We start from the raw sequence: 13,034 nt of genomic DNA, 5'->3' as shown, positions 1-13,034 counted from the left end.
ACGACGGAGGACTCGTTGTTAAATAGTAACCCTCTGCAATAAAACTGTTTACAAAATCAGAAAATTTACAAACTAAAAACTTTCGTAAACTATTTGGGAAGTAAATAGAAGCTCGAATCGACGCATTGGTCTTCGATCCATGTAATGAACTCTAGCCAACTAAATTCCCAGTCGTCGACCATATTAATTACTTCATTGAAGCTATAGTCTCGCCCAACTTCATCCGCTCGGCGTTCTCCGTGCGCGATAGCGTTCCTTCTCTTCACGATAACGTCGAAATTCAACCAGATTCGATGCAGTGGGATCGACGGATCGGAAAAATCAAAAACGTCACATAGAGTGACGACCTGCGTCCTCCTCATATAGGAGCCGTCATTCGGCCAAACATTCGCAGAAATACTTAGATTCGATGGAGAGGTTGCTGATTTCATTAGCGTCATTCCAGCACCTACCCATAAACCTTTCTCGCCCTTATCCATCAGGCTCTGAAACAAGTTTTTGGTTGCGATTAGCTTATACCCCGGTTTAAGTCTTCTATTTCCTGCTCGGGATCGGCTAACTTCCTCCAGTATTGATCTGCATACTTTTTTCAGTAGATTTTCATACGCCGCAAAAGTTAATAGTATGCATAGACCGCGAGATTCACGGGATATGTCGTTAGCTAATCCCGACGTACTATTTCCTGAAATTGCAAGCCTCTTTGCGGAGGCCATCCGATCCATGAAATCCAATCGATGACTCGAAAGATCAAGCATCGCTGGCGAGGAATCTGTCACGGCAATATTCGATACGCCCAGTGACTCGAGGGCGACTGTTAGTAGCGCCGGTAGTAAAACGACGCAGCTCAGGCGAAGCTACCCATTGCGGGTTTGGTACAGGTAAGATGGTTGGATCTTCTGCCAGGGCAAGTGCCGCTCCTACCGTAACAGCTTCAAATAGGTTGACGGGGGTAGCGCCCTTGCGAGTCTTTAGACCCTTAGGAAAAACTTTGTTCAAAAAAGAAAAAGTATCGATGAACTCCGCCTTGTCATCCTTAGACACGCCAATACTTGACATTTCTTGCGCGAAATCGTTTAGAAAGTCTTGAACGGAATGATCGAATTCCTTATATTTTTTCAAAAAAGCAAAGAATCGAAGAACGAAATCCTGCGGAGTCCCATCTTTCCACTTGGACTCTGGTAGAACAACAAAATCCCTAAATAAACTTAATTCGGCGAGCTCTGCAAGAGTGTTTATGAATTCACCCCTATAAACGCTTTGCCGAATTTCATGAGGCGATAGAACAATCCCACCTGTGTTTAGTCGCTCGAAAAGATCAAACCTCACCTCTAGATCACTTTTGTCATTTAATACGATAACTTTGAGAGGCCTATCCTCTAGACCTTCTTTAATATCCTGAGGAAAATCTTCAAATCTAAGCCCCTCAAAATCGGTTAATTTCTCTAGATCCTTTAACTTCAAGGGCAACCCAAGGAGCCCCGCAGCATCCCTAGCACTCTGATCACCTGCGAAATTCACAAGACTCAATAAACGTTGCAAGCCGTCTACAACCTCCCACGAACTGCCGATTCCAGCATTGGTATTCGTTGCCATGAAGAGTGGAGGAACCGGAATGCCGAGAAGGACTGACTCCACGAGTCTCGATTGCCGATCGGATGACCAACGGAATTGTCGCTGGTATATCGGTGCTATATCGATTCGACCTTTAGAGACACGTCTCAGGAGCTCATCTACAGTGACGTCATAGGTATCGAAATCTACTTGGCGACGCTGTGCTTCTAGTTGCACTCTTTGCTGGTCTGGTTTCACTTTACTCAAGTTGAGTCCCTCCGATTGGTTGTATGAACGAAGATACCCTGTAATCAATCCCATTCGGATGAAATTGAATTGGGGAAACTTCACGCGTTGCTATCCGGCGAAAGTTGAAGAAGTCTGTTCTTCGTCGAATATCCACATGTCTCTCAAACTATGGTTCGAAAGCCGTTTTCATGAGCAGACCGACAGATTCGTTCCTCTAGTAATTGTTCTCCGCGATCGCATACCGCAAACTGAGTTGGGGAATACCATCAGCTGCGGTTGCACGTGTCGAAACGTCCAGAACTTCGAAGGCAGCAACCCTGCCTGCCGTATTAATCATCACGACAGAATCGCCCACCCTGGCGGTCCGCGAGCGGGATGATGCGTCATACTCGTCTGGCGCTCCTACTTCATCGAGACTGGTATTGGCTGCTAACGCGATTGTAGCGATATCGGCAGGGTCGTTATATACGTGAATGGAACCAGGGCCGGCAGTTGAGACCTGGATAGTGAAAGCTTCTACGCCACTGCCGATTACAAAGTGCCCGTTATTATTCTCGTACGGGTAGGTCACGTTACCCGTGGGCGTCGTCGACGTATATTTGGTTGGATCGAACCGGATCTGTTGCGCGGTCAGCGTGACGCCTCCAGCTGCGAACGGATTGGGCCCGAGTAGCGGTTTCGCCTTGACCCTCTGTCCATACAAGTCGTAGAGGAGTTCCTCGTACTTGGCGTCCCACTCGAGGTCATCCCGGAAGTCCACATATCGGGCCCCAGATAAGAATGTCGGTAGAACCTTTTCGCTGGTGGCATCGCGAATTATGGGCACAACGTGATCGCTGACGGCGAGTCTCATTAAATCGCCAGTTATGATTTTCTTTTCGTACCCGACCCCCCTTTCTCCAGCATTGGCCTTTGCAATGTAGGCGTCAGAACAGATAACGATGACTCGATCCGCCCCCATTAGGCCCTGCTCCATGAAGTGCGGCAAGTCTGCACCGAGGCGGACATCCCATTGATCGAGAACAACATCGATACCGTTGTGCACGAGGCGCTTGCTAAGGCGCAGCACCCAATCGTTATGTTGATCGGCCGAGGAGTACGACACGAAGACACGGGGGTGAAAGTCGGGAGAATCATAAGCTAGATCATTGTCCATGAATCCATTCTGGCTGATGTAGAGAAGACGTTGTTTGAGGCGCGCAGTTCACTACAAGACCTAGCAAGACGCGCTTTTATCTCACCGCTGTTTCCCCGTCCCCCGACCTAGCGCGGGGGAACACCTCGGTCTAATTCCTTCACCGCCCCGCGGCGTAAGTGACTCGAAACCCTTGGATTGCAAGACGTGTCGCGCAAGTATCAAAATCGTTCGTTTTTGACACATTGATCACTTGGTCGTTGTGAAGATTCCTGACAGTTGAAAATTCAACAGATTTCGAGCAGCATTTAGTCGCATAACTCAGTGCCACAAACTATGCGTCGATACATCGCTTATCCCACGAGTATTGATACATTTAGGCCCATGGGACACCTCCTCGGATACGCCAGAGTCTCCACCGGCGACCAAGACGCACAACTTCAACTCGATGCACTGACCAAAGCGGGGTGCTATCGCATATTCACCGACACGGCATCCGGCTCACTCGAGTCTCGGCCCGAACTCGACAAACTCCTGGACCAGATCAGACCCGGCGATACCCTCGTGGTCTGGCGTCTCGACCGTCTCGGCCGATCCATCCGCCATCTGATCAACCACATGGACGCGCTGCAGCAACGAGGCGTTGAGTTCAAATCCCTGCAGGAGAACATCGACACCAGTTCTTCAGGCGGCCGGCTTGTGTTCAACATCTTCGCGTCCCTGGCGGAATTTGAACGCGACCTCATCCGCGAGCGCACCAACGCCGGCCTAGCAGCGGCCCGGGCACGTGGCCGCACCGGAGGGCGCCCAACATCCCTCTCCCCCGACAAGCTTCGCACTGCGAAGAGGATGTACGAACAGCGAGACATGACCGTGGCACAAATTGGCGAAGTTCTCGGCGTCAGTCGCAGTACCGTTTACAGGGCGTTGCAGAAGTCCAGACTGTAGCAAACGAAGACAGGCACAATTGGTACATGAGTTCACCGCTAAATGACGAGATTGCAGGAGCCATTGGACAGTTCTTCTTCGCTGGGGATGGCCCTTCGCATTCCGTTTTGACACGAGTTTTCAAGACAGCGGGCATGTCAGATCATGACCCCTATGATCCGGAGACACAGACACCGAATAAACAACAACGTGTACTTGCTGTAGCTAGTGTAGGATCCCGCAAATCCGAAACAGCACGAAAACTCGTTGATAGCTTGCTCAACGCACTCAGACTCCATGGCTCATTTAGCCTTTCTGAAGACCAGCAGAGAGTCGATACTCTGCGATCCGCGCTTACCCACAGTGGATGGGGTTTAACGACTGATGGACGCCTAGAACAGCTAGGAAAGATTGATCTCGAAACTGGTGGCCGTGCAGCCCTCGATGAGCAGCTTAATCGATTGCGCAGAAATGTGGACGACCCGGCGGCTGTCTTGGGCGGAGCAAAGGAGCTCTTGGAGGCAATAGCCAAGTTTGTTCTCGAAGAAGGCGGTCTCCCCCTGGATCCGAGGGTCCCATTCCCTGGTCTTATTGAAATATCGTTCGAGCGTCTAGGTTTGCTCCCCGCCGTAGTTAACAACTCTGTTGAGGGGTCAAAACAAATCCATGACATCTACAGGTCAGCTAAGAAGATAGTTATCGCCGTCAACGAATTAAGAAACCTGCAAGGGACTGGGCACGGCAGAACACTCCCGACAGGAGTAACTGTGGAAGCAGCTCGTTACGTTATTCGAGAAGCAACGCACGTTGCCGAGCTCATGCTAACGACCCATGATCGACAAATGGGCCGATAAGCACTTTTATCGGTTCCGATCATGCGCCAAGTATGAAAATACTGAATGCAGATATCCTACAACTGAAGGGTTGCAAGACGTCTCACCGAGGACCACTCCCCCGATGAAAATTCTGCGAAAAGTCCATGCTCCAAAATTCTCGCAACTCTGTTTCGCAACTGATTTCCTAGAATCATGTCAAAACCATTAGTTGCGAGACACTTTTCGTCTTCCTGGCAACACTTGACGAAGACCAGCGCGAAATCTCGTTGCGGGAATTAGTTGCTGCAAGCAATAACTTCATAAATTCGCCGCTTGCGAAAAATAGGAAGTGGCGGATTTCAGTTTCCAATAACACCTTTTTTGTTTCTCGTAAGGGGAACCTCTTGCGGGACACCGGACCGATGCGACGAAGGGAAGATGCAGATCATGCTGCTCTTCGGGGAGACACAGCGCCATCTACTAGAACCAGAATTCGTTCGTCAGCCGCCGCGGTTTCAATCGCTTCGATGACGTGAACAGAAAACAACCTCCAACGTCCATCATCCTCGGTATCAATTGTGGGATCCCACAGCGGTACGTCCTCGAAAGCTAGAACGTGATGGAGAATCGCGGAAGGGGAGTCCGCGAATTCGAAGTGCTGACCGCCTTCATTAGCAATGATGCGCACGTGTGTTCCATCAGTCCGTTCGACACTAGTCACATGCGCATAGCTCTTTAGGAATTGGGTCAATTTATCGAGGATAACTTTCAGATTTTCACTCAGCGCACTGTCTCCTTTGCTCTTGCCCTGATCTATTTGGAGTACGATATCAGGAACCGCTACCGGGACGCTGATTACCTGCTCGGGTGGTCGAAGGTAACTAGTGAGACAGGATCTCCCAGTAGCGTACTGGTGCATTCTTGTATATTGGTCCCATGCGCGCCATAGAAACAGTTCACGCGGGACCACACGACTCGGTTGATTCACCCTGTTATCGAGTCAATTTTTGGGAACGACCTCGTCCTGGATACGGCTGGAACCTAGATGCTTTTGTACTAGTTGAGGTGCAGGACGTATCAGAGGCGCTCTGTTGGGCAGAGGAGCACGCGAATGGGCGGCCCTTCGAACTGTTTGTAGAAATGGACTCCGAGCCCGAGAAGCCGTTCGGTGATTCGCGAGAAACTGCTCTTGTACGTTTGTGCGGAAACAACCCCAATGCCGACTATACCGATGAGGTATCAATATTTGGCGTTTGGTATTAGCCCTAAATGATGTTTCGACCGGTCCCAGTAGAGGAAACCTCACGGGGACGGTGCAAGGTAGATGCGGAGCGCCACTCAATTTCTGAGGAGACTCGGCATCGGACCCTAGTCGAGCTTCCCAAAGGGGCCGGCCGCGTCGAGCGGAATCCGCTCTGACCTCCTGGACATGATCAAGAACGATACCCCTACGAGGAGTACGGAAATGGCAAGGCCAAGTAGGCCCAAATCATTTGATGTCGCAGGACAGCCCGCAGAACTGTCATCAATCTCAGGACAGCTCCTCCACGGCTGCAAGAACATCACGAAACCACCTGCCGCTCCTGCGAGCGTCAGCAGGAGTCCCAACATCATGTAAACAGTATTTCTGGAAGCTTTCACGCTTCATTCAAACACAGCAATGCTTGCCTTCTTCATGGCACCGTATGAGGAAGGCTCTACGGGACAGTCACACCAAAAGGTGGTTAGAGTAACGACCGCTGTTTCTCCTATGTTGCTATGAGGTCCATTTTCTGACCGCGATGATCAATCTAACCTAGGTGATCAGCTTGAGCGATTTAGCTTATTCAAATGACTCCAGTAACCGACCAGCGGAACGACGGTGTAGACGACGGGAAATACGAACACCATCAGCAAAGACAGTTCTAGCCATTCATTCCATGAGGCCACACGAACTCCCAAACCGACAAGCAGGAAGGCAATCAGCGCGATGACGCTGTAGCGAAGATAGCGATCTCGATTTCGGGTAAGTTCGTCTCGTCGTGACTCGGCGTTGGTGTGGATCGGAGCCGTTCCCGGTACTGCTTTAAAGATGTGCACGTCTCCTATCGAGATCACGAGCTCCCAGCCAGCCGCCTGGAAGATGTCGAAGTACTCCGACGATGCGTTGCTTTCGTAAGCGAGGTCGAAGACCGCCTCTTCGGGGACCCCATCGACGAAGCTCCATCCGTGACCCAGCATCGCGATACCGTTCAGGTGTTTTCCCTGACCTGCCATGTCCGCGAACATAGCCAGGTCCTTCTCGGGGCTGACTGCCAGACCGTTGCTCATCTTGTTAGTGGTGCTCATGCTTCCTCCATGATGTGATCCGCCATGACCAGCAACTGGCGGCGACGTTCGATATTGCGGACGAGGACCTCGTGACCCTTCGCGGTTAGGTGGTAAGTCCGACGCGACTCGTCACCCTCGATTTCCTTGATGAGGCCGGCGACGGCAAGCTTCTTGAGCGTCGTGTAGAGCGAGGCAGGCCCGAGCGTGATAGCCCCCTCGCTCTCCTGTTCGAGGAAATGCATCACGGCATAACCATGGCGCGGGTGGACCAGTGCGAGCAGGACGTGCAGTGCAGTGTCGACAAGGTCTCCACTCTGATAACCAGAATTACGTCCCATTACGACACTCCGCGGGGAATGTATCCATAAACGATATATCCATGATTGATATATAAACACGGGAGTCCATATGAGGTCAAACAGAAGACCACCTCGTCGCCCTCTTCGCATTACCGTGGCGCCCGCAAGCCGGTCCCCGAGAGGAACGCCCGTAAGAGGAACCCTCACCGGACGCTATTTTCGGCGCAGACGCCCTACGCTGCCCAAGCGATTGATTGTTTTAAAACTCAAACTTGCTGATTTGAATCGGGTGCCATGCGCGCGAGGGAGAAAGTCCGGGCTTGTCTGCCTGATGGGAAGTGCCCCAATGCTGGGGCACACGTTGAGGTAGGCCGCTTCAAGAAATGAGGCGACACCCCGGTGGGTTGGCCTCAGCGCGGGTCAGGAAACCAAACTCGTGAAATGCGGTGTTATGCGGTGTAGTGCTGAATCAATGCCGGGATGGCAGTCAACATCGAGAAGAGCGCGAAAGCGGCAATGGCGTATCCAATCACGAGCGCAACGATTGCCAGCCAGCGGCCGCGTCCGCCCCGCAAAGCGATCTGGCTCAGCGCGACGTGACCTGCGCCCACTGCAAAGATGGCCAGACCTGAAGTGCCAAGGAAACACAGGCCCAAAATGGCTAAGGCCGCGAGGGCCAGGGCTACAACGGAGAACTTGTTCAGCGGTTCCGTATCCGTGTGTGACGATACTCTTTGCGTTGACATGCGATTCCTCCATCGTTTGCTGTTACAACGGAGTCTAGGCGTTTATGCCCTCGAAAGGCCAGAGACAACCAGTAGGAGCGCTTCGCGAACTTCTGAACAACCGTATAAGCCCGGTAGGGTTCGTCCGGCGTGGCATGCCTGGCTGTTCCAAATAGGGGCCGTAGGGGGAACCTTCAATGGGACGCTCATCTAGGAACCATTTCAGGAGTGGAATGTGGAGTTACTCAAAAATATGGTGCACTTCGACGGACCAAGCGTATGCAAAAATTAACCATGGAAAACCAGTTTTTTGATGTCCCGCGCGAATACCACTTTGAAAAATGGGTAGCGCTCGGCAATGACTATCTCATCATTGAACGAGACGCAGCAGAACCGTCAATGACTGCCGCAGAGGTAGTGACGTTTTGTAATCGTCACGAAGGCCCAGGTGCCGACGGAGTACTGGAAGTTATGCGAGGGTCAGACAATAACGTCGGCTCGATTCGCATTATCAACCCAGACGGAAGCGACGCCGAACTGAGCGGTAATGGAACTCGAGAAGCCATCATGTACATGTTCCGTAAAGGATGGACTGATCGCACAGAGTTCCAGGTAAGTGCGCCTTCAGGCATCCTAAGCGCCCATATCCTTGGAAGCGACAAATGCCGGGTAAAACTTGGCGATGCCGTCGTCCGATTCCCGGACCTTCGGTTCTTCGAATTACCCGCAGTGCACATCAGAATTGGTAACCCACAAACCCCGCTGCGCGTCGGATCCTTAACTGAGCTGCAGAATATCGACCTGGCACAAGTTGGGCATGCCGTTGAAAATGACCCGATGTTCGAGGGTAGGACCAATGTCTCGGTATGGACACCTGTAAATGAGGGAGTGATTAGAGCTCGCATTTGGGAACGCGGCGTGGGTCTGACCGATTCCAGCGGAACAGGCGCTACGGGTGCAGCGATTGCGTATTTTCTTGAGTCAGGTTGCAGAAAAGTTCAAGTTCAGATGCCGGGTGGGGAACTGCTTGTAGAAATCACTGAAGGCAGTTCCGGCAATCTGAGCATTGATCTCACTGGGACTGCCCGCCGCGTCTATCGCGGATTTTGGGGATCGGTTACTGAGACTTCCGGAACTGTCTTAACACGGTAGATCTTGGCAAATGCCAGAAACCGACTGTGCTGGATCTCCAAAGTCGATTCCGCTGCGATTTCGCGTCCGAAACGGGAACCTTCACTGGGCACAATCTCCCACCCTTTTCATGGGGTTCGGTTCACTCGTGCTGAGACGAGCCCGCTGACCGGTTCGCGGTTGATGATTTCTGTGACATCGCTGATTTCCGTGATCCAGTCATGGACTTCGGGTGCCACAAGCTTGAAGAGGGCGTTCATATCGGCCAAGCGCTCCGTGACACTGGTTGAGGCACTGGCAACCGGTTCGAGGTGGGCCAGCCGATTTCTTAAACTTACTGCCGATTCGAGAAACCTGGAGACGTCCGCCCGGGCTGTGCCGCGTGGGAAACCCCGATGTAGATAGGGGGTCCAGAGCGTGCTTTCTCGGACTCTCGGCGTGATGAGGAATTGCCAGAAGCCAAATGAGAGCCTGGCAATGACCATACCGTGGGTGGCAGCCGCTCCGACGTCACGTTGGGCTTGGCGGAGTAGTTTCAGGCCGTCGTTGTTTAATTTTTGCTGTCGCATGCGGACCCTTTGCGTACCGTTTTGCAGTTGCAGCCAGCCGGGCGTTGGTTGTGCTGCCCAGTCGGGAAAAGTCGGTGCCAACTGACCGTCAAGGGCGTTGCGAACTGCGACTTCCACATGGGCTAGATCGCGAAGGATTGCCGAAGAGAGTTCAGAGTTCCAGGAGTAGATTTCCATGGCCAGCGAGTGATCACCTGAGGCCAACGCCAGATACTTGTCGTAGCGGTGTTGCGATAGCCATGCGATGGCCTGCCTGGGAGTGGGAGCATTGGCATGTGGTAATCCTTCAGGCATAAGTAGTAGACTACAGGGGCACTACGGGATCGGTCCTCTGTTCAATGGTTCGCCATTCGAATAGGCAGCGTGGTGCATAGAAGGTATTGAAGGGCCCACGATGGTGGGCCCTTTCTTTCGTTAAGCCTCTTGTTCCGGATCTGGAACCAAAGTCCCTTTCAGTGCGTTTGCGCGTCCGTAAGAGGAACCTTGACCGGGCATGTTGAGGAAATCACTGCATGGAAGCTTGTGGTGGTGTCATGCCTCGTTTATCCGACGTATGACACCACCGCTATTCGGTTAGGCCAATTCGAGGAACCCAAATCGCTTATATAGCTCCAGCGCAGCACCGGAAGTTCCATCACCGATCCGGAGACTCAGCGTGTCCGCGCCATGCTTCTTACACGCAGACATGGCAGCGGCAATCAAGGTGCGGCCCAGTCCATGCCCCTGATGCCGAGGATCAACAAAAAGATCGATGATGAATGGGCCGAGTAAGTCTTCATCCCAGATCGACTCCTTGACAACAAAGATCGCCCCAATCGGCGTTCCCTGTTGCATTGCGACAAAAGAAGAATTTTCGAGGAGCTGCCCATACTCGTGAGCGAAGGTTTCTTCCATCTCGGATTGCGCTTCTTCAAGAGTTCCGGCCGCAATGCCAGGTGGGTATGCTGCGAAATACGCATCAGCTAGTGCTGCCGGGGATGATGAATCTGCATGGCAAATATCTGCGTACGAAGAAACGGCGGGAGTGAAATCTGCGTGCTGAAGAACAGCTTGTAAAACGTCGGAGGGCATGACAAATCCATTCGTAGGTCTTCTGAACTAGTTGCGAGAAAACTTTATGAATGGAACATGATTCGAATCTAGCACCGAAAAGATCAATGGGCTACAGAAAATTTTCCAATACTTTTGAGTTGTTGAAGAGGCTCAAGTGACCTTCGATGGAAGTGTCCCGTAAGCCGGTCCTCCACCGGACACGCCAACCGCTGACCTGCTGCTTTGCTAATGGTGACCTATGAAGTGTCCGTATAGGGTGTACGGTGAACTGTCCGGTGAAGGATCCCTATGTGACACACTGATCTACATGTCTAAGATCATGGTCGGTTACGCACGCGTGTCCACGGAGGAGCAAGACCTCACCGCCCAGCGTGATGCCCTGGCATCCCTCGGCGTTGAACCCGAACGCGTCTATGTTGATCATGGCTTTACCGGCAGGAACAAGAATCGCGCAGGACTTCACGAAGCCCTCGCCGCCTGCCGGGCCGGAGATACCTTCGTCGTTACCAAACTCGACCGCCTGGCCCGGTCCGTCCGAGACGCCCACGAGATAGCCGACGACCTCGCCAGACGCGAAATCAGACTCAGCATCGGTGGTTCCGTCCACGACCCCACCGACCCAATGGGCAAACTGCTGTTCAACGTCCTGGCGATGATCGCTGAGTTCGAACCCGACCTCATCAGCATGCGCACCCGCGAAGGAATGAAGGTTGCCAAGGCCAACGGCCGACTCCGGGGAAAACAGCCAAAACTCACCGTGAAACAAGAAACACACCTCCTCGAACTGCACGATGCCGGCAAACACACCATGACCGAAATGGCAGAACTATTCTCCATCAGCCGATCCACCATCTACCGGGCCGTTGAACGCGGCCAACGCAAGAAAACCGGCACAATCACTCCGTGACCTCTTCCTGCCACCACCGAAAGATGACGTGCGGCTCTCATCCGTTGCCCCACACTGCGAAAGCTTTGCGTCGGGCATTTCGCTTTTTCGCGAGCCCTATCCACGCCAGGATCGACACCGGGATGTCGTTAGCGTGAATTTCCGTACCGATCTTCCTCAGACCCCGAGCCTGACACGACGAACCCACCGCAGCGCCGAGAGAAACCAGCACGCCGCCGCGCTGATAGCCCAGTAACCCATGTGGCCACCACCGACCAGCAGTCATTGACCAAGCGGCCGCACAAGACACTGAGGAAACACCAGAACAGCCAGTGTCCGAGGCACCGGCCTCAACGGAACCTACCGCCGAAGGGGAAGAACCAGCAATGGAAACCGTGCAAGCAAAGGCACCCCAAGGACAAACTACGCCGCAGCCAGCTACGGCAGCTAAAGCCCCCCAAGATAACCCCTTCGCCAAGAAGTCTCCTACCCAGGACAGCGCCCCGGCAACGCGCCGCGAAGCGCGGCAAAGCTTCCTAACCCAGGAACAAGTCGAAGAACCAGCCACCAAAGGCTGGCGCGGCACCATGACCCGCATGGGCATCCGCATGGCCCCGAGCGAGGACGAACGCGCCGAACGTGCAGATGTGCAGGCCGTGAGCCAGCACTGGCCAGGCCCACGCACCATCGCCATTGTCAGCGGCAAAGGAGGGGCAGGGAAAACCCCCACCACCGTCCTGCTCAGTGCGATCTTCGCCCGTTACGGCGGGGCAGGTGTACTGGCTTGGGACAATAACCAAACCCGAGGCACCCTGGGCTGGCGCACCGAGCAAGGCCCGCACGAGGCGACCTTGTTGGAGCTGCTACCTGAATCAGAAAAGCTCCTAGGCACCGGGGCACAATCCGCAGACCTAGCCCATTTCGTGCACCACCAGACCCGAGACCGGTTCGACGTGCTGCGCTCTAAGCCAATGGAATTGGCCAGCGCACAGCGCGTGGACGCCGAAGACGTGGACGCAATTCACCGGGTGGCCTCGAAGTACTACCGGCTGATCTTCATCGACTCAGGAAACGACGAATCAGATCCGATGTGGCGGCGCATGATCGACCACACTGACCAGCTTGTCGTGGCAACCACCACCCGTGATGACCACGCCGAAGCCGGTGCCCTGCTGCTGGAAGCGCTCGCGCAGCAAAACGACAAGGCTCACGCCCTGGCACAAAACGCCGTAGCCGTCGTGACCCAAGCAGATTCCAAAGCCACTACCGCCGACGTGAAGCGCGTGGCCGATGGCTACAAAACCCTGGCCCGCGACGTAGCAACTATTCCGTTTGATCCAGCTATCGTGGACGGTATCCTGCGCTATGACGCGCTGCGGGGGGG

14 protein-coding genes are annotated in these 13,034 nt (G+C 53.4%); 5 read left to right on the top strand and 9 right to left on the bottom strand.

All coding sequences use genetic code 11. The features are described from left to right. Positions 1 to 89: 89 nt before the first annotated feature. The 3 genes from ACNPN0_RS00955 to ACNPN0_RS00945 all read right to left on the bottom strand — a co-directional run bounded on the left by ACNPN0_RS00955 (position 90) and on the right by ACNPN0_RS00945 (position 2,956). Positions 90 to 776 carry an MAE_28990/MAE_18760 family HEPN-like nuclease gene (locus ACNPN0_RS00955; protein ID WP_448938536.1) on the bottom strand — a complete coding sequence of 229 codons (687 nt, stop codon included), beginning with the start codon at positions 774 to 776 and terminating at the stop codon, positions 90 to 92. Further along, positions 748 to 1,809 (bottom strand): DUF262 domain-containing protein, encoded by a 1,062-nt coding sequence (locus tag ACNPN0_RS00950; RefSeq protein ID WP_448938552.1) that lies wholly within the window; start codon positions 1,807 to 1,809, stop codon positions 748 to 750. Before ACNPN0_RS00950 ends, ACNPN0_RS00955 begins: the two co-directional genes overlap by 29 nt. A 205-nt stretch (positions 1,810 to 2,014) precedes the next feature. Beyond that, entirely contained in the window at positions 2,015 to 2,956 is a 942-nt protein-coding gene (locus tag ACNPN0_RS00945; protein WP_448938535.1) for a toll/interleukin-1 receptor domain-containing protein, read from the bottom strand. A 363-nt stretch (positions 2,957 to 3,319) separates the two neighbouring features. Here ACNPN0_RS00945 and ACNPN0_RS00940 point away from each other — a divergent pair, with 363 nt between their 5' ends. After that, complete coding sequence (locus ACNPN0_RS00940; RefSeq protein WP_434694034.1) at positions 3,320 to 3,883, top strand: recombinase family protein; 564 nt, start codon at positions 3,320 to 3,322, stop codon at positions 3,881 to 3,883. A gap of 26 nt (positions 3,884 to 3,909) precedes the next feature. Beyond that, entirely contained in the window at positions 3,910 to 4,716 is an 807-nt protein-coding gene (locus ACNPN0_RS00935; protein ID WP_434694037.1) for an abortive infection family protein, read from the top strand. Positions 4,717 to 5,122: 406 nt separating this feature from the next. On the opposite strand, the gene ACNPN0_RS00930 is transcribed toward ACNPN0_RS00935, so the two are convergent. From ACNPN0_RS00930 to ACNPN0_RS00915, 4 genes are all read right to left on the bottom strand, one after another. Then, the gene (locus ACNPN0_RS00930; RefSeq protein WP_402473985.1) at positions 5,123 to 5,365 is read right to left on the bottom strand and encodes a hypothetical protein; all 243 of its coding nucleotides are present in this window, start codon (positions 5,363 to 5,365) and stop codon (positions 5,123 to 5,125) included. Positions 5,366 to 6,480: 1,115 nt separating this feature from the next. Further along, positions 6,481 to 7,005 (bottom strand): DUF2812 domain-containing protein, encoded by a 525-nt coding sequence (locus tag ACNPN0_RS00925; RefSeq protein ID WP_434693979.1) that lies wholly within the window; start codon positions 7,003 to 7,005, stop codon positions 6,481 to 6,483. After that, positions 7,002 to 7,325 (bottom strand): helix-turn-helix transcriptional regulator, encoded by a 324-nt coding sequence (locus ACNPN0_RS00920; RefSeq protein WP_434693976.1) that lies wholly within the window; start codon positions 7,323 to 7,325, stop codon positions 7,002 to 7,004. The genes ACNPN0_RS00925 and ACNPN0_RS00920 overlap by 4 nt, the downstream gene beginning before the upstream one ends. 410 nt (positions 7,326 to 7,735) lie before the next feature. Next, a complete protein-coding gene (locus ACNPN0_RS00915; RefSeq protein WP_448938534.1) occupies positions 7,736 to 8,032 on the bottom strand; it encodes a DUF4190 domain-containing protein in 297 nt (98 codons plus the stop codon). A 258-nt stretch (positions 8,033 to 8,290) separates the two neighbouring features. Here ACNPN0_RS00915 and dapF point away from each other — a divergent pair, with 258 nt between their 5' ends. Further along, positions 8,291 to 9,163, top strand: a complete 873-nt coding sequence (dapF, locus tag ACNPN0_RS00910) for a diaminopimelate epimerase (RefSeq protein ID WP_448938533.1) — start codon at positions 8,291 to 8,293, stop codon at positions 9,161 to 9,163. 107 nt (positions 9,164 to 9,270) lie between these two features. On the opposite strand, the gene ACNPN0_RS00905 is transcribed toward dapF, so the two are convergent. Together ACNPN0_RS00905 and ACNPN0_RS00900 are read right to left on the bottom strand one after the other, a co-directional pair. Further along, positions 9,271 to 10,005 (bottom strand): hypothetical protein, encoded by a 735-nt coding sequence (locus ACNPN0_RS00905; protein ID WP_448938532.1) that lies wholly within the window; start codon positions 10,003 to 10,005, stop codon positions 9,271 to 9,273. Between the two features lie 279 nt (positions 10,006 to 10,284). Further along, positions 10,285 to 10,782 carry a GNAT family N-acetyltransferase gene (locus ACNPN0_RS00900; RefSeq protein ID WP_448938531.1) on the bottom strand — a complete coding sequence of 166 codons (498 nt, stop codon included), beginning with the start codon at positions 10,780 to 10,782 and terminating at the stop codon, positions 10,285 to 10,287. 289 nt (positions 10,783 to 11,071) lie between these two features. Here ACNPN0_RS00900 and ACNPN0_RS00895 point away from each other — a divergent pair, with 289 nt between their 5' ends. Together ACNPN0_RS00895 and ACNPN0_RS00890 are read left to right on the top strand one after the other, a co-directional pair. Next, the gene (locus tag ACNPN0_RS00895) at positions 11,072 to 11,671 is read left to right on the top strand and encodes a recombinase family protein (RefSeq protein WP_448938530.1); all 600 of its coding nucleotides are present in this window, start codon (positions 11,072 to 11,074) and stop codon (positions 11,669 to 11,671) included. 311 nt (positions 11,672 to 11,982) lie between these two features. Then, positions 11,983 to 13,034, top strand: a 1,052-nt coding sequence (locus tag ACNPN0_RS00890; protein ID WP_448938827.1) for an AAA family ATPase, incomplete at its 3' end; no start/stop codon positions are given.

It is taken from the genome of Glutamicibacter sp. AGC84, assembly GCF_053543575.1.
Note: the sequence above shows the minus strand (reverse complement) of the source record. Positions and strands in the feature narration are given on the sequence as shown.